Genomic DNA, 20218 nt, shown 5'->3' on the forward strand with positions numbered 1-20218 from the left:
ATGATGACGGCGAACGGCATACGGGTAGGGCTGTCGACCGCTTCCGTGTACCCCGAGAACACGGAAGCGGCCTTCCGATTCGCGGCGGACCTCGGATACGACGGTGTCGAACTCATGGTGTGGGCCGACCCCGTCAGCCAGGACCTCGGTGCGGTCGAGCGACTGGTGCGCAAGTACGGAGTGCCGGTCCTGGCGGTGCATGCGCCGTGCCTGCTCATCTCCCAGCGAGTCTGGGGCGCCGACCCGGTTGCGAAGCTCGAGCGATCGGTGCGGGCCGCGGAGATCCTCGGCGCGGCCACGGTGGTGATCCATCCGCCGTTCCGCTGGCAGCGTCGATACGCGGACGGTTTCCCGGACCAGGTCGCGGCGCTCGAGGACACCAGTGACGTATCCGTCGCGGTAGAGAACATGTTCCCGATGCGTGCCGACGTCCTGCTCGGCGGTCGTGAGCGTGGAGCCGAACGCCTCCGGCGCCGCGGACTGGGCCGGGCGGTGTCCACTTTCCGGCCTTCGCTCGATCCGACGGACACCGGATTCCCGCACTACACGCTCGATCTGTCGCACACCGCGACGGCCGGAATGGATCCGATGGCATTGGCCGACCGGATGGGGGACGGGCTGACCCACCTGCACCTCGCGGACGGCCGCGGATCGCCGGTGGACGAGCATCTCGTCCCGGGGGACGGCACCCAGCCGTGCGCGGACATGTGCCGTCGACTCGCGGACAGCGACTTCGCCGGACAGGTCGTGCTCGAGGTGAGCACACAGAGTGCGCGCACCCGGGCGGAACGCTCGGCCATGCTCGCGCGGTCCCTCGAGTTCGCGCGCCGGCACCTTGCCCGGCCGGCACGTCGCGCACTGACCTCGGGTCCGGAGCATCTGCGCCTCACGGAGGTTGCCCGGTTACCCGCGCAGTCGGACGACGCCGACGCCGGCGACCAGCAGGGCGACGCCTGACACGACATCCCACCCGCAGTCGGGTACTGCTGTCTGCCGAGATTGGATAGCTGTAGTATCCATTATCGACCGAGGGTGAAAGGGGTCGATCCGTGCGCATCTCCGAACTCGCCTCGCGCGCTCGCGTGCCGCTCCCCACGGTGAAGTACTACCTGCGCGAAGGGCTGCTCATGCCCGGCCGGGTGACCAGCGCGACGCAGGCGCAGTACGACGACCGGCACGTCCGGCGACTCGGTCTCGTCCGCGCCCTCGCCGCCCAGGGTCTTCCGCTCGACAGGATCAAGATGATCGTCGCGCTCGCGGACCATCCGGGAGACGACCTGTTCGAGGCGCTCGGCAAGGCGATCGCCACGCTCCCGCCGTACGTCCACGAAGAACCCGGAAACACCGGCGGCCCTACCCGTGGCGAGGATCCCGAATATCCGCGCGCCAGGCGCGTGCTCGAGCATCTCGGTCAGCTCTACGACCCCCGGTTCGCGGCCGTCGCGCAGCTCGAACACGCGCTCGCGGCGCTCGACGCCGCCGGGCTCCCGATGTCCGGGCGCCGCATCGACGCGTACGGCGAGCACATCCGGGAGATCGCGCGTTTCGAGGTCGGAGCCCTGCCCACGGGCTCCCCGCACGAGACCGTCGAGGCCGCGGTGCTCGGCACCGCACTGTACGAGCCGGTCCTCACGGCGATGCGCCGTCTCGCCCATCAGCACCTTGCGGCGGGACTCTTCGTGCCCCCGCACGAGACCCCGAGTAGAACCACCGGCAAGTCGAACACCGAGGAGAACCCGTGAGCACGGCCCATTCCCATCCTTTCCGCGACCTCGTCACCGTCACCGCGACGGGCCAGAACGCCTGGCAGGCGCATATCGACCCCCTGTGGACCATCGGGCCGAAGGTGCACGGTGGCTGCATGCTCGCGGTGTGTGCCGCCGCTGCACGCCGGGAAATTCTCGCTGCCGGTGCGGATGCGGCCGTGCAACCGCTCGCCGTCAGCGCCTCGTTCGTCTCCGCGCCCGATCCGGGCGAGGTGGACCTCACCACGACCCTGCGCAAGAACGGCCGGCAGGTCGGGGTCGTCGACGTCGAACTCGCGCAGGGAGGCCGGGTGGCGGTCCGTGCGAGCGTGACCCTCGGTGTCCCGGACGGCGGCGAGCCGCTCCACACCGTGCCGAACCGCACGAGTTCGCTGCCCGTGGAGCCGGTCGCGGACGCGGTGGCCGTGACCCCCGACCATCCGATGGGTCGGATCGTCAAGTTCGCCGGGCTCGCGAATCTGCATATCGACGGCTCGACCGCACATTTTCTGTCCGGGACGGAGGGGGAGCCGTCGGTGTCGATGTGGACGCGCCCCCGCCCGGACGACGAGACCGATATCGACACCGCCGTGCTGTTCGCACTCATGGCGGGCGACATCTCCGCACCCGTCACGATGAACCGCGGCATGTTCGGCTGGGCACCCACCGTGCAGCTCACCGCATACCTGCGCCGCGTGCCCGCCCCCGGATGGCTGCGGGTGACGGCGGAGAGCAGCGTGCTGGGCAACAAGTGGTTCGAGGAAGACCACACCGTGGTCGACTCCACGGGCGCAGTCGTCGTGCAGTCGCGTCAGCTGGCGATGATCCCGCGCTGAGGCAGCGCCGCAAGGCGGTGGTTGCCGACACACGACCTGCGATACCGGACGGGCAGCGCGTCGTGGCAGGCTGTCACCTATGACGAGAATTGCTGTGATCGGTGGCGGAAAGATCGGCGAGGCCCTGATCTCCGGACTGCTGCACAACGGCTTCGCGACGAAGGATCTCGTCGTGGCCGAGAAGTACCCGGAACGTGCACAGGAACTGGCCGCGGAGTACTCGATCCGCGTCACCGACAGCACATCCGACGCAGCCGAGGGTGCGGACGTCGTGGTGGTGGCCGTCAAACCCAACGACGTCGACGCGGTGGTCACGGCGTTGTCGTCGGCCGACCTCGACAGCGAGAACGAACAGATTCTGGTCTCCCTCGCTGCCGGTGTCACCACGGCGCGCTACGAGAAGAAGCTTCCGGCGGGCTTCCCCGTCGTCAGGGTGATGCCGAATACGCCGATGCTCGTCGGGCAGGGCGCGAGCGTTCTGGCCGCGGGCCGGCACGCTCGGCCACAGCACCTCGACACCGTCCGGGAACTCCTCTCCACGGTGGGCACCGTGTCGGTGGTGCCGGAAGCGCAGATCGACGCCGTCACCGCTGTCTCGGGTTCGGGCCCCGCCTACTTCTTCCTGGTGGCCGAAGCCATGATCGACGCGGGCGTCGCGGTCGGGCTCACCCGCGCGGTCGCCACCGAACTCGTCGTCCAGACGATGACGGGCTCGGCGGCCATGCTCGCGCAGTCGGGGGAGAACGCCGCGGACCTGCGTGCCGCGGTCACTTCACCGGGCGGGACCACCGCGGCCGCTGTCCGGGAACTCGAACGCGGGGGCGTCCGCAACGCCTTCTACGAGGCGATCGACGCCGCGCGTGCCCGCTCGCAGCAGATCGGCAGTGCGCCCGAACCGGGGCCGGGCACCGCGTAAACCCCTCATTATGGGGTGTACCGGATCGGGAGTCCGGAAAATACCGGTCGTCATCGTCGCACAGGAACCATTCGTCACGCTAAGCTCGAAACAGCACGTGCGTGTCTGTTCCGCCGGAGGGGAAGCCGGCGGCGCGGACGTGCCGGAGGTGTGTAATGGCTACAGGAAACACGCCGTCGAAGGGGCAACAACCCCAAGACGGACAATCGGTTCTCGCCGGTACCCAATTCCTGACGGTCGCCGAAGTGGCGGCGTTGATGCGGGTGTCGAAGATGACCGTCTACAGGCTGGTCCACAGTGGTGAACTACCCGCGGTGCGCGTCGGACGCTCGTTCCGAGTGCATGCGAAGGCGGTTCACGACTACCTGGAGACATCGTATTTCGACGTCGGGTGACGGATCGTCGAAGGCAGTCGCGTCACGGAGCGGACCTCGGTTTCACCAAGGCGTACCCGCCCCGGTACGATTGCTTTTCGTCGTACCGGCGGCCGGTGTCGTGAGGCGCTGAACTCAACGAGGGCCAGCGTCGACATACATCAGGCGTACGTCACCGGCGTGCGTAGGAACGCTATAAGAAACGTGAGGGATGCCCACATGGGTTCTGTGATCAAGAAGCGCCGCAAGCGCATGTCCAAGAAGAAGCACCGCAAGTTGCTCCGTCGCACTCGCGTGCAGCGTCGCAAACTCGGCAAGTAAGTCTCTGAGCTTGCCGATGCCCGCCCCCTTCACGGTGGCGGGCATCGCTTGTATCCGCGTCCGGTCGCCGCGCCGCGGATGGCGGCATCGCCCCGGGTGTAATGCGCGCATGCCGAACGCGCCGTATTGTGGCCGCATACCGTGAGGACCGCGACAGCGTAAGAGCTCGCTGGTGTCACAGGCAGGGGTGGATGTGAGTTCGCAGGGGCGGGAAGCAGAACAATCTCGTGTGGTGCTCGTCACCGGTGCGAGCAGGTTCCTGGGCGGCTACCTCGTCACACGACTGGCGCAGAATCCCGAAATCGAGCGCGTGATCGCCGTCGATACGCAATCCCCCACCAAAGACATGCACCGGCGGATGGGCCGCGCCGAATTCGTCCTCGCCGACATCCGGAACCCGCTCCTCGGCAAAGTTATCCGCAACATGGACGTCGACACGGTCGTGCATGCGTCGGCCGTCGCCAAAGCTCCCAAGTCCGGCAGTCGCGCAGCGATGAAGGACATGAACATCCTCGGCGCCATGCAACTCTTCGCCGTGTGCCAGAAAGCGCCGTCGGTGCGCAAGGTCGTGCTGCGGTCGTCCTCGGTCGTCTACGGCTCGAGCGCCAAGGACCCGGCGAAGTTCACGGAAGAGATGAGCGCCCGCCGCCGGCCCACCGGGCCCTTCGCCCGGGACATGATCGAAATCGAGGGCTACCTGCGCGGCTTGGCCCGCCGCCGCAGCGACATCGCGACGACGATCCTGCGACTTGCCCCGACCGTCGGGAGCCGGTTGCCCGGTTCCGTGTCGACCTATCTGACCTCGCCGCTGGTCCCCAGCGTGCTCGGCCGCGACGCGCGGCTGCAACTTCTCCACGAGGAAGACGCCCTCGGCGCCCTCGAACATGCCGTCGTCGGCAGGGGGCCGTCCGGAACCTACAACATCGCCGGCGACGGCATCGTCATGATGTCGCAGGCCGTCCGCCGGGCGGGTGGCGTGACGGTGCCGATGCCCTACGCGCTGTTCCGCACCGCGGGGCACGCGCTCATGGGTTCGGTGATGAAGTCGTTCACGAAGGAAGAACTCGACTATTTCCACTTCGGTTGTGGCCTCGACACCACGCGCATGCGTACCGAACTGGGCTTCGAGCCGCGATGGACGACGCGGGACGCGCTCGACGACTTCGCGCGGGGCATCGGCCTCACCCGGGTGATGAAGACCGAATGGGTGGACAAAGCCGAGTCGATGGTGCTGTCCGCCCTGGGAGAGCGAACGGAGGTTCGATGACACAGGTTGCCAAGGTGATCCCGCTGCACGCCGGTTCGCGTCGTCCGGCGGGCGGAGGCACGCACCGCACCGTGACGCCGGGTCCTCCCGAGCGGAAGGAGAGCGAGGCGAAGCAGTCCGTCGATACCGGTGGACTGCTCGACGACTTCCGCGATGCCCTCATCGCCCAGGTCATCGGCACGGCCGAATTCGTGCGGCGGCGCATGACCGGCGATTACGAGGTCGACGATTTCGGCTTCGACCCGCATTTCGCCGACAACGTGGTCCAGCCCGTCCTGCGTCCGCTGTTCGAGAAGTGGTTCCGGGTCGAGGTGCGCGGTGCCGAGAACATCCCCACCGACGGGCGCGCGCTCGTCGTCGCCAACCACGCCGGGACGTTGCCTCTCGACGCGCTCATGACCTCGGTCGCGGTGCGGGAACGCGCGGGACGGCCGCTGCGGATGCTCGCCGCCGATCTCGCGTTCGACATGCCGTTGGTCGGGACGGTCGCACGCAAAGCCGGCCACACCCTCGCGTGCCACCCCGACGCCGAACGGCTGCTGCGCGAGGACCAGGTGGTCGCGGTGTTCCCGGAGGGCTACAAGGGTCTCGGGAAACCGTTCAAGGAGCGCTACAAGCTGCAACGGTTCGGCCGCGGCGGATTCGTGTCGGCGGCGCTCAAGACCCACGCCCCGATCGTGCCGTGCTCGATCGTGGGTTCGGAGGAGATCTACCCGAACCTGGCAGACCTGTCGTCCCTCGCGCGGTTGCTGGGCCTGCCGTATTTTCCCGTCACGCCGCTGTTCCCGGCGCTCGGCCCGCTCGGGATCATTCCGCTGCCGTCCAAGTGGTACATCGAATTCGGCACACCGATCAACACCGATGTGTACGACGAAGTGGCAGCCGACGACCCGATGGTGCTGTTCGAGGTCACCGACCACGTTCGGGAAACCATCCAGCAGACGCTCTACAAACTGCTCACGCGCCGCCGCAACGTCTTCCTCGGTTAGAGCTTCCTCCGGCCCGTCGCGGTCGTGCGAGTGTCAGTTGCGGTCGCGGCGACGCCCGACCATCACGGCGACCGCACCGCCGGCCGCTCCGAGGCCCAGCGCGGTGGGCACCCCGACCTTCGCGGCTTTGCGGCCCGTCCGGAAATCCCGGATCTCCCATCCCCGCGTCCGCGCGACCTGCCGGAGATCGGGGTCGGGGTTGATCGCCACAGCGGTACCCACCACCGACAGCATCGGCAGGTCGTTGTGGCTGTCGGAGTACGCGGTGCACCGTTTGAGGTTGAGGCCTTCACCGATGGCGAGCGCACGCACGGCGTGCGCCTTGCCGAGACCGTGCAGGATGTCGCCGACGAGCCGGCCGGTGAACCTGCCGTCCTCGGCTTCCGCGACGGTGCCGAGCGCACCGGTCAGACCGAGCCGTTTCGCGATGACATCCGCGAGCTGGACCGGTGTCGCGGTGACCAGCCAGACCTGCTGACCTGCGTCGAGGTGCATCTGCGCGAGCGCGCGGGTGCCGGCCCAGATCTTGTCGGCGATGATCTCGTCGTAGATCTCTTCGCCGAGTTGCCGAAGTTCCTCGGTGGAGCGGCCCTGCACGAACGACAACGCCTTGTCGCGGCCGATGGCGACGTCGTGGGCATTCTCCTTGCCGGTGACGCGGAACTTCACCTGCTGCCACGCGAACTCGAACAGGTCCGACTTCCGGAAGTAGTCGCGCGCGACCAGTCCGCGCGCGAAGTGGATGATCGACGCGCCCTGCACCATGGTGTTGTCGACGTCGAAGAACGCGGCCGCGGTGAGATCGCGAGCCGGTGGTGCGGCGTCGAGATCGGGTTCGGGCTCGGTCCGTGACTCCTGCATCGCGAGAGCGGCATCGGCACTCGCCGCGCCCGCGAGGTTGGCGCGCACCTCTTCTTCGCTCGGGCCGAACTTTCGGGACAGCAGCCGCCGGCCGGGCCTGATGATCCGCGCCCATGTTTCGCCCATGCCCCACACGTAGGGAAACGAACCTGCTGGCACTCGCACCTCCGGTGTCGCGACGGCCGGGCCCTCCCACCCGTCCCTGATCACGGGTGACCCGCGCCCAGCGTAGCCCGTACGCGACGCGCACCCGAGGATGCGCACCCGAGGAGGAACAACGCGGTCGTGAGGGTGTGACCTTCATCTCGACGGACGATGGCGCAGAGTGGATGCATGACCGATGATCGTTTCCGCGCCCCCGACGCGTCCGCACTCCGTCACGACGTCACGCTTCTGGTCCGTGCCGGGTGCGCCGCGTGCGAGCCGGCGCACCGGCAGCTCGAGCAGCTCTGTGAAGAGTTCGGGCTGCAGGTCACCTGCATCGATGTGGACGAAGCTGCCGCAAGGGATCCCGAATTGCGTGCCGAATTCGGCGACCGTCTGCCCGTCGTCCTGCTGGACGGGCGGGAGCACAGTTATTGGGAGGTGGACGAGGCGCGACTGCGTGCCGATCTGGCCCGCTGAGCGGACCCTCGTCGGCCGTGACGCAGGTGAGAAGCACATTCGGGGGCCTTCGAGCAACTTTGTGCATGGCTTCACAAGCGGTTACCGTGGGGTGAACGAAATCCCCGGATCACCGTGAGGCCAGACGTGTGTCCACAGGCCGGACGAGGAGCCACAACGTGACGCAGTTGCACCCACCGCAGGGCGAGGACGCCCGCGGTACCGCCGACTCCGGCGGGGGTGCCGCTCCCGTTGTCCCGGTGAGGGATATCCCCCAGGCTACTGTGACGCGTCTCGCGACCTATCTGCGGGTCCTCGGAGCGCTCGTCGAAGCGGGCACTCTGATCGTGTCGAGCGAGGAACTCGCGTCCGCCGCCGGGGTCGGTTCGGCCAAACTGCGCAAGGATCTGTCGTTCCTCGGACCGAACGGCGTGCGGGGAGTCGGATACGACGTCCTGCGCCTGCAATCGCGTATCGAAAACGCTCTCGGCCTCGACCGCGGACACCGCGTCGTGCTGGTCGGAGTGGGCAACCTGGGCCGTGCGCTCGCCCGGTACCCGGGGTTCGATCGCCGCGGGTTCACCATGGCGGGCCTGTTCGACGCCGATCCCGCGGTCGTCGGAACCCGCGTCGGCGATCTGATCGTCCGGCATGTCGACGCGCTCGAAGAGGACGCCCGCGAACTCGGTGCCACCATCGCAGTCGTCGCGACTCCCGAAGACGTCGCCCAGCACGTGTGCGACCTGCTGGTGCGGTCGGGCGTCCGGAGCGTGCTGAGCTTCGCCCCGATCGAACTGGATGTGCCCGACCACGTCGAGGTGCGCCGGGTCGACCTCGCCGTGGAGATGCAGGTGCTGTCGTTCAACAGCACCCGCCACGACGAACTCGTCAGAACCGCAGACGGCGCCCGGGCGTCCGGTCTCGCGCGAGTGTCCACGCAGAGTTCCGCTCGGCGAACCCAAACAGGTAAGGCGGGCCCACTGGGTCCGGCCGTGACCAGAAACGGATCGGTGATCGCGCCGTGAGTGTTCTCCTCGTCGGGATTTCGCACCGGAGTGCTCCGGTCTCGATTCTCGAGAAGGTGGCGGTCGCAGATACCGACCGCCCCAAGCTCACCGACAAGATGATGGCGTCCGGCCGCATCTCCGAGGCCATGATCGTCTCGACCTGCAACAGGGTCGAGGTGTACACGGTCGTCGATGCGTTCCACGGCGCCCTGTCGACGGTCGGTGAGTTGCTCGCCGAACATTCGGGGCTCGACCTGGCCGAACTCCAGAAGCACGCCTACGTCCGGTACAGCGAAGCCGCAGCCGAGCACCTGTTCTCCGTGGCCAGCGGACTCGACTCGATGGTGGTCGGCGAACAGCAGATCCTCGGGCAGATCCGCACGGCATACGCGTCGGCCGATGCCCAGCAGGCCGCCGGCCGGACCCTGCACGAACTCGCGCAGCAGGCGCTGCGTGTCGGCAAGCGGGTGCACTCCGAGACCGGGATCGATTCCGCCGGCGCCTCGGTGGTGTCGGTGGCTCTCGACAAGGCCTCGGCATTCCTCGGAGGTGACGGGCTGCGCGGCCGCACCGCCGCGGTGATCGGTGCCGGTGCGATGGGCGGCCTCGCCGTCGCGCACCTCACCCGTTCCGGCGTCGGCACGATCGTGCTGGCCAACCGCACGCGTGAGCGCGCCGAGCGACTTGCCGAGACCGCCCGTGCCAACGGCGTCGAGGCCGACGTCGTTGCGTTCGACGATCTCGCCTCCGCACTGTCGCGCGTCGATGTCGCCGTGACCTGCACCGGCGCAGTCGGAACGGTGGTCACCCTCGCCGACGCGCACCGTGCGCTCGCACAGCCAGGACGCGGCGAGCGTCCCCTGGCGATCTGCGATCTCGGTCTGCCGCGCGACGTGGAACCGGCCGTGGCCGGTCTGCCCGGCGTGACGGTGTTCGACATGGAGTCGCTGCAACGCGATCCTGCCGCCGGTGCCGCGTCCTCCGACGCGGAGGCCGCGCGCGCGATCGTCGCGTCGGAACTGTCGCAGTACCTCACGGCGCAGCGGCTCGCCGAGGTCACCCCCACGGTCACGGCACTGCGTCAGCGCGCGGCCGAGGTCGTCGAGGGCGAACTGATGCGTCTGGAATCCCGCCTGCCCGATCTCGAGGACACGCAGCGTGACGAGGTCGCACGCACCGTCCGGCGAGTGGTGGACAAACTGCTGCACGCGCCGACCGTGCGGGTGAAGCAACTCGCCTCGACCCCCGGCGGCGACCAGTACGCGGAAGCTCTGCGCGAGCTGTTCGAGCTGCGTCCGGGCGCGGTCGACGCGGTCGCCACCCCGACCAAAGAACTTGGGTCGCTGACCGACCCGACCATGGCGACGGACCTGTCCGCCGCACTCGACCCTGCGGTCACCACTGAGCTGCAGGCCCCACGAAAGGACGGCAAGGCATGAGCACCGAAGCCGCTTCGGCAACCCGGATCGACGCACCCGGGCAGCGCCGCACCTTGCGGATCGGCACCCGCGGCAGTGTGCTCGCCACCACCCAAGCCGGAACGGTGCGCGACGCGCTGGTAGCCGCCGGGCATCCCGCGGAACTCGTCATCATCACGACGAAGGGTGACGTCACGCCGGGCCCCGTCCAGCGGATCGGCGTCGGCGTGTTCACCGCCGAACTCCGTGAGGCGCTGCTCAACGGCGAGGTCGACATCGCAGTCCACTCGTACAAGGACCTGCCCACCTTCCAGGACCCGAAACTCGTCGTCGCGGCAGTGCCGCCGCGGGAAGATCCGCGCGACGCGCTCGTCGCCCGCGACGGTCTCGTGCTCGGTGAGCTGCCGTGGGGCTCGAAGGTCGGGACCTCCGCGCCCCGCCGTCGCGCCCAGCTCGCCGCGCTGGGACTGGGCCTCGAGCTCGAGCCGCTGCGCGGCAACATCGACACCCGCATCGGCAAGGTCGACTCCGGCGAACTCGACGCGATCGTGATCGCGCGCGCCGGACTGTCGCGCATCGGCCGGCTCGACCGGGTCACCGAGGCGCTCGAACCGGTACAGATGCTGCCCGCACCGTCGCAGGGGGCTCTCGCGGTGGAGTGCCGCTCCGACGATGCCGAGACGATCGCGCTGGTCGCGCCTCTCGACGACGCCGCCAGTCGCGCCGCTGTGGTCGCGGAGCGGTCGTTGCTCGCCGAACTGGAAGCCGGCTGCACGGCTCCCGTCGGGGCGCTCGCCGAGGTCGTCGAGTCGATCGACGAGGACGGGCGCGTCTTCGAGGAGCTGTCGGTGCGAGGCTGTGCCGCCGCGCTCGACGGTTCGGACGTGCTGCGCGCGAGCGCGGTCGGCGCCCCCGAGCGTGCCGAGGAACTCGGCCGTGCGGTGGCCCGCGAACTGCTCGAACTCGGTGCCCGGGGCCTGATGACCGCCGACGGCATACTGCCCGAACAGGCCACGGCGGATGATTGACGTGGCCGAGTTGTTCCCCCTTTTTTCCCTTACCGCAGATTTGACCGCACTGGAGAATGACCGATGAGCCGAGTCCGTAAGAACACTCCCGGACGGATCCTGTTCGTGGGATCTGGACCGGGCGATCCGGCACTGCTCACCGTGCGCGCGCACGACGTGCTCACGGGTGCCACCATCGCTTTCACCGACCCCGATGTCGACAAGGGCGTCGTTGCGCTCGTCGGGACCGATCACGGCACCGACCCCGAGACGGGGGAGCCCGTCGCCGAGGTCCGGCCCGCCCTGGGCGAGCCCGCCGAGGTGGCGAAGACGCTCGTCGCGGAAGCCAAGACCGGACGCGACGTCGTGCGCCTGGTCGCAGGCGATCCGCTCACGACCGACTCGGTAATCGCCGAGGTCAATGCCGTCGCCCGCACGCAGGTCGTCTTCGAGGTTCTGCCGGGCCTGCCCGCCGGATCGTCGGTGCCGAGCTACGCGGGCATGGCCCTCGGCTCGTGTCACACCGAGGTCGACGTGCGCGGCGAGGTCGACTGGGCCGCGCTGGCCGCGGCTCCGGGCCCGCTCGTCCTGCACGCCACGTCGGGGCATCTGGCCGAGACCGCGAGCGCACTCGTCGAGCACGGACTCGCGCCCCAGACTCCCGCTGCGATCACGGTGCGCGGCACCACGCGTCAGCAGCGCACCGTCGAAGCGACCCTCGCGACGCTCAACGACGCGGGTTCCGAACTCGTCGGCTCGCTCGTCGTGACCGTCGGCAAGGTGGTCTCGCAGCGCAACAAGATGTCGTGGTGGGAGTCGCGCGCCCTGTACGGCTGGACCGTGCTGGTGCCCCGCACCAAGGAACAGGCCGGGGAGATGAGCGATCGTCTCGTCACCCACGGCGCCATTCCGATGGAGGTGCCGACGATCGCGGTCGAGCCACCGCGCAGCCCGGCGCAGATGGAACGCGCGGTCAAGGGTCTCGTCGACGGCCGCTACCAGTGGGTGGTGTTCACCTCCACCAACGCGGTGCGCGCCGTGTGGGAGAAGTTCGAGGCGTTCGGTCTCGACGCTCGTGCGTTCTCGGGCGTGAAGATCGCATGTGTCGGTCAGGCCACCGCCGACAAGGTGCGCTCGTTCGGCATCATCCCCGAACTGGTTCCGAGCGGAGAGCAGTCCAGCGAAGGCCTGCTCGCGGAGTTCGCGCCGTACGACGACGTGTTCGATCCCGTCAACCGGGTTCTGTTGCCCCGGGCCGACATCGCGACCGAGACGCTCGCCGAGGGTCTGCGTGAACGTGGCTGGGAGATCGACGACGTCACGGCCTACCGGACCGTCCGGGCGGCGCCGCCGCCGGCGTCGACCCGCGAGATGATCAAGACCGGCGGGTTCGACGCGGTGTGCTTCACCTCGTCGTCCACGGTCCGCAACCTCGTGGGTATTGCCGGAAAGCCGCACGCGCGCACCATCGTTGCGTGCATCGGACCGAAGACGGCCGAGACCGCGATCGAGTTCGGCCTGCGCGTGGACGTGCAGCCCGAGACCGCTCAGGTGGGACCGCTCGTCGAGGCCCTGGCCGAGCACGCGGCCCGGTTGCGCGCCGAAGGTGCGCTGCCTCCGCCGCGGAAGAAGTCCCGCGCCCGCCGCTGATCCCCGTACGGCGTGGTGTCTCTCCTGGAAGGTGATGTAGTCCGAATGTTTCCCGAGATTCGTCCGCGCCGGTTGCGCAGTACGCCGGCGATGCGTCGGCTGGTTGCCGAAACCTCCCTCGAGCCGCGGCATCTCGTGTTGCCGATGTTCGTTGCCGACGGAATATCGGAGCCTCGCGAGATCACGTCGATGCCGGGTGTGTACCAGCACACCGGCGAGTCGCTGATCGCTGCGGCGTCCGCCGCGGTCGAGGCGGGTGTCGGCGGGCTGATGCTCTTCGGCGTGCCTCGCGCCGAAGACAAGGACGCCCGAGGGTCGGGTGCGACCGACGAGAACGGCGTCCTCAATCGCGCTCTCAGGTCGCTGCGCAGCGAACTCGGCGACTCGACGGTGCTGATGGCCGACACGTGCCTCGACGAGTTCACCGACCACGGGCATTGCGGAGTGCTCACCGACTCGGGCGTCGTCGACAACGACGCGACGCTCGAGCGGTACGCCGACATGGCCGTGATTCAGGCGGAGTCGGGCGCTCATCTGCTCGGGCCGAGCGGGATGATGGACGGCCAGGTCGCGGCGATCCGCGCGGCGCTCGACGACGCGGGCTACACGGACGTGGGCCAGCTCGCCTACGCCGCGAAGTACGCGTCCGCGTTCTACGGCCCGTTCCGCGAGGCCGTCGGCTCGTCCCTCGACGGCGATCGCCGGACCTACCAGCAGGACCCGGCGAATCGTCGCGAGTCGCTGCACGAGGTGGATCTCGACCTCGCCGAAGGCGCCGACATGGTCATGGTCAAGCCGGCGATGTCGTACCTCGACGTGCTTCGGGAAGTCGCGGACCGGTCGCCGGTGCCGGTGGCCGCCTACCAGATCTCGGGTGAGTATTCGATGATCTCCGCCGCGGCCGCGAACGGCTGGATCGACCGCGACGCCGCGATCCTCGAATCGTTGATCGGCATCCGCCGTGCGGGTGCAGACATCGTGCTCACCTACTGGGCCGCAGAGGTCGCGGGCCGGCTGTCGTGAGCTTTCCCGTACCCCCGCCGGTGTCCGCCGCGCCGTCCGAGCGGCCCGTACCTGCGGATGTCACAACGGCGTACCAACTGTGGTGTGGAGTACTCGGCCTCGCTGTCGTGACGCTCGTCGCGAGCCTGGTCGACATGGTGGCCAGGCGTACCGAACTGGTCGATCTCATGACCGAGATGGCCCAGGATCCGGCGTTCGAGGGCGTCACGAGCGAGCAGTTGGAGTCCGCGGTGCCGGTGGTGGTCGGGCTCACCGCCGCGCTCGGTCTGGCACTCATCGGTGTCCTGTACCTCGTGGTCAGGCAGTTGCGGCGTGGCAAGAACTGGGCCCGAATGCTGCTGACCCTGCTCGGGGTGTTCATGTCCCTGTCGACCCTGCCGACAGTGTTCGGTGTGGGGGTCGGCGGCGGCACCCTCGGCTGGATACTCGGTTTCGTGGGCATCGTGCAAGCGGTGCTCACGGTGGGTGCCATCGTTCTGATGCACCGGAAGGACTCGAACCGGTACTTCCTCCGGCTTCCACAGGATTAGAGCGCGTCACCGGGTTCAGATCCGCGTGCGGGGATAGTACGGTGAGCGCTGGCATCCGCGGCCGGACACGGCCGTTCCCGTCGACCTCGAGGACGTCATGCAGGTGGAACCGAGGCCCTATGGGCGTCGTCGCGAACTGGTCCTGATCGCCCTTATCGCCGTGCTCGGCCTGGTGACCACGCTGCTGATCGTGATACCCGGAGCACTCACCGCTTGAGCGGCACATCTCCCACCGGCGATATCACCGTGCCGCTGTTCCACGAACCGGGTGGCCGCCGGCGCACGGTGGCCTACGGTCCGGTGCTGTGCGCGGTGGGGCTCGTCGTCGAGATCGCGACCGGGCCGGTCGTCCACTGGATCGCGCTGCCGGTGATCGCGCTCCTGCTTGCCGGATTCGTCTATCCGATGGTCGTCGCTGCCCGGCGGCACGTGAGTGTCGAGCTCACTCCGAGCGTGCTGCGCCAGGGCACCGAAGAACTGCCGGTGGACGACATCGAGGCGGTGCTGCCGCCGTCGGCCGACCCGTGGAAGCCGGATCGGTGGGAATCGGCCCGGACCCTCGGCGAACTCTCGGGCGTGCCCCGGGGCCGCACCGCGGTCGGGCTGCGCCTGCGCGGCGGCGCACTTGTCCGGGCCTGGGCGAAGGACGCGGACGGACTGCGGGCGCGACTCGAGGAACTCGTTCGTGCCGCAGGTACCCCCTAGGGGTATATTTGCGGGCGTCCCCCCGAGAAAGGAACACACCACCATGCAGACCACGTACCGCGTCGAGGGCATGACCTGCGGGCACTGCGTCGCCGCCGTGGAAGAAGAAGTCGGCGCGCTCGACGGAGTGACCGCCGCGAAGGCCGACCTCGAGACCGGACAGCTCGTCGTCGACAGCGGCAGCGAACCGGATAGAGCTGCGGTCGCCGCCGCCGTCGACGAAGCGGGTTACGCGCTCGCGCCCTGAAGCGGAGCGACCGCGCCTTCCCGGTCGAGCATCGCCGAGCCGAGCAGGTACTCCGGCACGCCGAGACCTTCGGCGAGCGTCAGGGCATACGGACGCAGGGTGCGGCAACGCTCGTTGATGCCGCGCCCCACGGCCTTGGCGCGCTCCACCGACAGCTGCCGATGCTCCATGAACCAGGCCTTGTCGCCGTCGATCACGGTGAGCGCGTAGAGGTCGCACAGCTCCGAGAGCAGGCCGCACGCCGTTTCGTCCTTGCAGTCGTCGATCGCCGCGACGAACGCTTCCAGCACCACGCGGTCGATATGCGCTTCGGCGGCGTGCAGCACATGGTCCTGCACGAAGTTGAACGCGTCGAACGCGTTCTCCTCGCGGTTCATGGCCGCTTGGAGGCGTCGCGCCGCCGTCGAGATCAGATACTGCTCGCGGTCCTCGAACATCGTCAGCTGCGTACCGCGGTTGAAGAGGCTGCCGTCCTCCTCGTTGTCCTGCCGGGTGTCGAGGAAGGTCTGGATGATCTGCTGCGCAGCGGTCCGCTTCTTCACGACATCGGAGATCGTCGTCGCGGCGAAGCGCATCCAATCCACCGGGCTCATGCCCTGCACCTCGTCGGCGTAGGAGGTGAGCAGTTCCTTCGCCACGAGCTGGGTGAGCACATGGTTGTCACCCTCGAACGTCGTGAACACGTCCACGTCGGCGCGCAGAGCGGTGAGCCGGTTCTCCGCCATGTAGCCCGCGCCGCCGCACGCTTCCCGGCACTCCTGGATCGCTCGTGACGCGTGCCAGGTGTGGGCCACCTTCAGGCCTGCGGCACGACCCTCGAGTTCGCGCTGCTCCTGGGGATCGAGGTCCTCCAGCGACATGGACTGGAGACGGTTCATGGTGCTGAGCAACTCGTTCTGCGCGAATCCCAGTGCATATGACCGCGCGATGAGCGGGAGCAGACGGCGCTGGTGGACGAGGTAGTCCATGATCGGCACCTCCGCCTCGCGGCCCGGCGCGTCGAACTGCCGGCGCTTCTCCGCGTACTGCGTGGCGATGGTCAGTGCGACCCGCGCCGCGGCGCCCGCGGACCCACCGACCGTGATGCGGCCGCGCACCAGCGTGCCGACCATCGTGAAGAACCGGCGGCTCGGATTGTCGATGTCGGACACGTACGTGCCGTCCGGTTCGACATCCGAGTACTTGTTGAGCAGGTTCTCGCGGGGGATCCGCACCGAGTCGAACATGATCCGGCCGTTGTCGACGCCGGGCAGTCCGCCCTTGTGACCGCAGTCCGAGGTGGTCACCCCGGGCAGGTCGTTGCCGTCCTCGTCGCGGATGGGAACGACGAAGCAGTGCACGCCGTGCGACTCGCCGCCGGTGACCAACTGTGCGAACACCGCCGCGACCTTTGCGTGCTGCGCCGCCCCGCCGATGTAGTCCTTCCGGGACGACGGAGTGGGGGAGTGGACGACGAATTCCTGGGTTGCGGGGTCGTACGTGGCGGTGGTCTCCAGCGCCTGGACATCGCTGCCGTGCCCGGTTTCCGTCATCGCGAAGCATCCGAGCAGATCGAGGTCGATCAGCGGCCGGATGTACTCCTTGTGGTGACGCTCGGTCCCGAGGTTCTCGATCGCCCCGCCGAACAGTCCCCACTGCACCCCGGCTTTGACCATCAGCGACAGATCAGACATCGCGAGCATCTCGATCGACGCCACCGCCCCGCCGGGGTCGCCGGTCCCGCCCGACTCGACGGAGAAACCGGACGCCGCGTAGCCGCGCTCCGCGAGGATCTTCATCTGCTTCAGGGTGATCGCGCGGGCCTCCTCGAGTTCCGGCGTGTAATGCGGCGCGAACGCGGGGTCGGCCAGATCGGTGCGGGCGCGGTGGCGGGCGTCGTGCCACGCGCCGTCGAGTGCGGTGCGGAGGTGTTCGGCTGTGGTCGGCATGGCTCGACCATAAGGTGATCCGCCCCGGAAAAGGCAGCCTTTCCCTACCGTCCGGGAGAAGAAACACACCAGGTTTGGCGCACTGCTTTTTTGGCAAATCCGGCGAAACTGGGACACTGGAAGTCGTGACTGCGACTCCCGATGCTGCGCCCGACCGCGACACCCGATCCGCCGCACTCTTCCGACGGGCATCGAAGGTCACTCCCGGGGGTGTGAACTCTCCGGTCCGGGCGTTCGGATCGGTCGGCGGCACGCCCCGCTTCATCGCTTCGGGCTCGGGATGCACGCTCACCGATGTGGACGGAAATACCTACGTCGACCTGGTGTGTTCCTGGGGTCCGATGATTCTGGGGCACGCGCATCCCGCCGTCGTCGACGCGGTCCGCACGGCCGCTACGTCGGGCCTGTCGTTCGGCGCGCCCACGGACGGCGAGGTCGAACTCGCCGAAGAAATCGTCGCTCGAATTGCTCCCGTCGAGCAGGTACGGCTCGTCAACTCCGGCACCGAAGCGACCATGAGCGCGGTACGTCTTGCGCGTGGATTCACCGGACGGTCCAAGATTGTGAAGTTCTCCGGCTGTTATCACGGTCACGTGGACGCGTTGCTCGCGGATGCCGGATCGGGGCTCGCCACGTTCGGGCTGCCCACCTCCCCGGGTGTGACCGGGGCGCAGGCGGGCGACACGCTGGTGGTGCCCTACAACGACCTCGACGCCGTACGCGCGGCGTTCGAGGCGAATCCCGGCGAGATCGCCGCGGTCATCACCGAGGCTGCCGCCGGAAACATGGGCACGGTGCCGCCGGTGCCCGGATTCAACGAGGGACTGAAGGCGCTCACCCGTGAGCACGGCGCGCTGCTGATCATGGACGAGGTCATGACCGGATTCCGTGCGAGTGCCACGGGCTGGTACGGCATCGACGGGGTCGCCGGTGACCTGATGACGTTCGGCAAGGTGATGAGCGGCGGGTTGCCCGCCGCCGCGTTCGGCGGTCGCGCCGACGTGATGGCGCACCTCGCCCCCGCGGGTGCGGTGTACCAGGCCGGCACCCTGTCCGGTAACCCCGTGGCCGTCGCCGCCGGGCTCGCGAGCCTGCGCGCCGCCGACGCCGAGGTCTACGCCGCGCTCGACCGCAATGCCGCGACGCTCGGCCGCCTTCTCGGCGAGTCCCTGAGCGCCGAGGGCGTGCCGCACCGGATCCAGAACGCCGGCACCATGCTCAGCGTCTTCTTCACCGAGGACCCGGTCACGAATTACGACCAGGCCAAGGCTGCCCAGACCTGGCGTTTCCCCGCCTTCTTCCACGCGTTGCTCGACCATGGCGTGTACGCGCCGCCGAGTGCATTCGAGACCTGGTTCGTGTCCGCCGCCCTCGACGACGCCGCGTTCTCGCGGATCGCCGATGCCCTTCCGCACGCGGCCCGCGCAGCCGCCGCCGCGACCGCGCCCTGACCTGCCCCGTAGACGACCTGCCCGTCCTGATCCGTTCGCTCCGCCCATCACCCCGAGGAATACTCACGTGACCGAAGCCGCCCCGTCCGAGACCCGCACCATCGTGCACGTGCTCCGGCACGGTGAGGTGCACAATCCCGACGGCATCCTGTACGGCCGCCTCCCCGGATTCCAGCTGTCGGCGACCGGTGAAGCGCAAGCCCGGGCCGTTGCGGCTTCCCTCGCCGACCACGACATCGCGCACGTCGTCGCCTCGCCGCTCGAGCGTGCACAGCAGACCGCCGCGCCCATCGCGGAGAAGCACGGCCTCACCATCCGCACAGACGAGAACCTGATCGAAGCCGCCAACGACTTCGAGGGCCTCAAGGTGTCGGTGGGCGACGGTGCGCTGGGCCGGCCCCGGCACTGGTGGAAACTCCGCGACCCGTTCACCCCGTCGTGGGGCGAGCCGTACCTGCAGATCGCGCACCGCATGCTCGCCGCGGTCAACGCCGCGCGCGTCGCCGCAGCCGGTCACGAGGCCGTCTGCGTGAGCCACCAGCTCCCGGTGTGGACGCTGCGCCGCTTCCTCGAGGGCGAGCGGCTGTGGCACGACCCGCGCCACCGTCAGTGCAGCCTCGCATCGCTCACCTCGCTCGTCTACGAAGGCGACACCCTGGTCGACCTCGTCTACTCCGAGCCGGCCGGTGCCTCCGACCCGAACGTGCACGGCGCATGAGAAAAGTGTTCGGGGTGGTGTGCGCGGTACTGCTGAGTGCCGGGCTGCTCACCTCGTGTGCGACCGGAGACGATGCCGTCGCGACCGGCGGTACGTTCGACTTCGTGTCGCCCGGTGGGCAGACCCGCATCTTCTACGATCCGCCTTCCGAGCGCGGCACCCTCGGTGAGCTGACCGGTGACGACCTCATGAACGAGGGCGCCACGATTTCCCTCGAGGACTTCGCGGGACAGGTCGTCGTGCTCAACGTCTGGGGCCAGTGGTGTGCACCCTGCCGTAGCGAGGCCGACGATCTCGAAGAGGTCTACGAGCAGACCAAGGATCTGGGAGTCGAGTTCCTGGGCATCAACGTCCGCGACAACCAGCGCGACAAGGCGCAGGACTTCGTCGTGTCGCAGCAGGTCGGCTACCCGTCGATCTACGACCCGTCGATGCGGTCGCTCCTGGCGCTCGGACGCAACTATCCGACGTCGGTCGTGCCCACCACCGTGGTCCTCGACCGCGACCACCGGGTCGCCGCCGTCTTCCTCACCGAACTGCTCGCAAGCGACCTGCAACCGGTCGTGGAACGCGTCGCAGCCGAAGCGGACGAGGGGTAGATCGTGAGCGGGGCAGCGGGCGC

22 protein-coding genes are annotated in these 20218 nt (G+C 68.6%); 20 read left to right on the top strand and 2 right to left on the bottom strand.

All coding sequences use genetic code 11. The features are described from left to right. The 8 genes from ACFWBU_RS14085 (at position 1) to ACFWBU_RS14120 (ending at position 6448) form a co-directional block, all read left to right on the top strand. Positions 1 to 957 carry a sugar phosphate isomerase/epimerase family protein gene (locus ACFWBU_RS14085; protein ID WP_378528543.1) on the top strand — a complete coding sequence of 319 codons (957 nt, stop codon included), beginning with the start codon at positions 1 to 3 and terminating at the stop codon, positions 955 to 957. A 92-nt stretch (positions 958 to 1049) separates the two neighbouring features. Next, the gene (locus ACFWBU_RS14090; protein ID WP_169619408.1) at positions 1050 to 1742 is read left to right on the top strand and encodes a MerR family transcriptional regulator; all 693 of its coding nucleotides are present in this window, start codon (positions 1050 to 1052) and stop codon (positions 1740 to 1742) included. After that, positions 1739 to 2581, top strand: coding sequence for a thioesterase family protein (locus ACFWBU_RS14095; protein WP_378528544.1), 843 nt, complete (start codon positions 1739 to 1741; stop codon positions 2579 to 2581). Before ACFWBU_RS14090 ends, ACFWBU_RS14095 begins: the two co-directional genes overlap by 4 nt. A 79-nt stretch (positions 2582 to 2660) precedes the next feature. Beyond that, complete coding sequence (gene proC / locus ACFWBU_RS14100; protein WP_169619412.1) at positions 2661 to 3497, top strand: pyrroline-5-carboxylate reductase; 837 nt, start codon at positions 2661 to 2663, stop codon at positions 3495 to 3497. A 155-nt stretch (positions 3498 to 3652) separates the two neighbouring features. Beyond that, positions 3653 to 3892: a helix-turn-helix domain-containing protein gene (locus ACFWBU_RS14105; protein ID WP_169619414.1), complete on the top strand. Its 240-nt coding sequence runs from the start codon at positions 3653 to 3655 to the stop codon at positions 3890 to 3892. 198 nt (positions 3893 to 4090) lie between these two features. Continuing rightward, a complete protein-coding gene (locus tag ACFWBU_RS14110) occupies positions 4091 to 4192 on the top strand; it encodes a 30S ribosomal protein bS22 (protein ID WP_003402602.1) in 102 nt (33 codons plus the stop codon). Positions 4193 to 4385: 193 nt separating this feature from the next. Next, positions 4386 to 5459, top strand: coding sequence for an NAD-dependent epimerase/dehydratase family protein (locus ACFWBU_RS14115; RefSeq protein ID WP_378528545.1), 1074 nt, complete (start codon positions 4386 to 4388; stop codon positions 5457 to 5459). Then, a complete protein-coding gene (locus ACFWBU_RS14120; RefSeq protein WP_169619416.1) occupies positions 5456 to 6448 on the top strand; it encodes a lysophospholipid acyltransferase family protein in 993 nt (330 codons plus the stop codon). Before ACFWBU_RS14115 ends, ACFWBU_RS14120 begins: the two co-directional genes overlap by 4 nt. A gap of 33 nt (positions 6449 to 6481) precedes the next feature. Here the strand turns inward: ACFWBU_RS14120 and ACFWBU_RS14125 are convergent, their stop codons facing one another. Further along, positions 6482 to 7435, bottom strand: a complete 954-nt coding sequence (locus ACFWBU_RS14125) for an HAD family phosphatase (protein WP_169619614.1) — start codon at positions 7433 to 7435, stop codon at positions 6482 to 6484. Between the two features lie 207 nt (positions 7436 to 7642). Here ACFWBU_RS14125 and ACFWBU_RS14130 point away from each other — a divergent pair, with 207 nt between their 5' ends. From ACFWBU_RS14130 to ACFWBU_RS14170, 9 genes are all read left to right on the top strand, one after another. Then, positions 7643 to 7933 (top strand): glutaredoxin family protein, encoded by a 291-nt coding sequence (locus ACFWBU_RS14130; RefSeq protein ID WP_169619418.1) that lies wholly within the window; start codon positions 7643 to 7645, stop codon positions 7931 to 7933. A gap of 158 nt (positions 7934 to 8091) precedes the next feature. Continuing rightward, the gene (locus ACFWBU_RS14135; RefSeq protein ID WP_169651273.1) at positions 8092 to 8937 is read left to right on the top strand and encodes a redox-sensing transcriptional repressor Rex; all 846 of its coding nucleotides are present in this window, start codon (positions 8092 to 8094) and stop codon (positions 8935 to 8937) included. Beyond that, positions 8934 to 10358: a glutamyl-tRNA reductase gene (locus tag ACFWBU_RS14140; protein WP_169619422.1), complete on the top strand. Its 1425-nt coding sequence runs from the start codon at positions 8934 to 8936 to the stop codon at positions 10356 to 10358. The genes ACFWBU_RS14135 and ACFWBU_RS14140 overlap by 4 nt, the downstream gene beginning before the upstream one ends. Continuing rightward, positions 10355 to 11365 (top strand): hydroxymethylbilane synthase, encoded by a 1011-nt coding sequence (gene hemC, locus ACFWBU_RS14145; protein WP_169619424.1) that lies wholly within the window; start codon positions 10355 to 10357, stop codon positions 11363 to 11365. The genes ACFWBU_RS14140 and hemC overlap by 4 nt, the downstream gene beginning before the upstream one ends. A 63-nt stretch (positions 11366 to 11428) precedes the next feature. Then, on the top strand, positions 11429 to 12994 hold the full coding sequence (locus tag ACFWBU_RS14150; RefSeq protein WP_378528546.1) for a uroporphyrinogen-III synthase: 1566 nt from the start codon (positions 11429 to 11431) through the stop codon (positions 12992 to 12994). A 45-nt stretch (positions 12995 to 13039) separates the two neighbouring features. Beyond that, the gene (hemB, locus tag ACFWBU_RS14155; protein ID WP_169619428.1) at positions 13040 to 14017 is read left to right on the top strand and encodes a porphobilinogen synthase; all 978 of its coding nucleotides are present in this window, start codon (positions 13040 to 13042) and stop codon (positions 14015 to 14017) included. Further along, positions 14014 to 14547 carry a hypothetical protein gene (locus ACFWBU_RS14160; RefSeq protein WP_346765035.1) on the top strand — a complete coding sequence of 178 codons (534 nt, stop codon included), beginning with the start codon at positions 14014 to 14016 and terminating at the stop codon, positions 14545 to 14547. Before hemB ends, ACFWBU_RS14160 begins: the two co-directional genes overlap by 4 nt. A 213-nt stretch (positions 14548 to 14760) precedes the next feature. Then, a complete protein-coding gene (locus ACFWBU_RS14165; RefSeq protein ID WP_206036433.1) occupies positions 14761 to 15252 on the top strand; it encodes a hypothetical protein in 492 nt (163 codons plus the stop codon). A gap of 43 nt (positions 15253 to 15295) precedes the next feature. Continuing rightward, entirely contained in the window at positions 15296 to 15499 is a 204-nt protein-coding gene (locus tag ACFWBU_RS14170) for a cation transporter (RefSeq protein ID WP_169619430.1), read from the top strand. Here ACFWBU_RS14170 and ACFWBU_RS14175 read toward each other — a convergent pair. Next, positions 15481 to 17427 (bottom strand): acyl-CoA dehydrogenase, encoded by a 1947-nt coding sequence (locus tag ACFWBU_RS14175; RefSeq protein WP_378528548.1) that lies wholly within the window; start codon positions 17425 to 17427, stop codon positions 15481 to 15483. The two genes, ACFWBU_RS14170 and ACFWBU_RS14175, sit on opposite strands and share 19 nt — an antisense overlap. A 125-nt stretch (positions 17428 to 17552) precedes the next feature. Between ACFWBU_RS14175 and hemL the strand changes: the two genes are divergently transcribed. The 3 genes from hemL to ACFWBU_RS14190 all read left to right on the top strand — a co-directional run bounded on the left by hemL (position 17553) and on the right by ACFWBU_RS14190 (position 20195). Next, complete coding sequence (hemL, locus tag ACFWBU_RS14180) at positions 17553 to 18878, top strand: glutamate-1-semialdehyde 2,1-aminomutase (protein WP_169619433.1); 1326 nt, start codon at positions 17553 to 17555, stop codon at positions 18876 to 18878. Positions 18879 to 18945: 67 nt separating this feature from the next. Next, positions 18946 to 19596: a histidine phosphatase family protein gene (locus tag ACFWBU_RS14185; protein WP_169619435.1), complete on the top strand. Its 651-nt coding sequence runs from the start codon at positions 18946 to 18948 to the stop codon at positions 19594 to 19596. Then, positions 19593 to 20195: a TlpA disulfide reductase family protein gene (locus tag ACFWBU_RS14190; RefSeq protein WP_169651270.1), complete on the top strand. Its 603-nt coding sequence runs from the start codon at positions 19593 to 19595 to the stop codon at positions 20193 to 20195. The genes ACFWBU_RS14185 and ACFWBU_RS14190 overlap by 4 nt, the downstream gene beginning before the upstream one ends. Positions 20196 to 20218 lie beyond the last annotated feature (23 nt).

Source organism: Rhodococcus sp. NPDC060084 (genome assembly GCF_042730335.1).
Lineage (GTDB): Bacteria > Actinomycetota > Actinomycetes > Mycobacteriales > Mycobacteriaceae > Rhodococcus.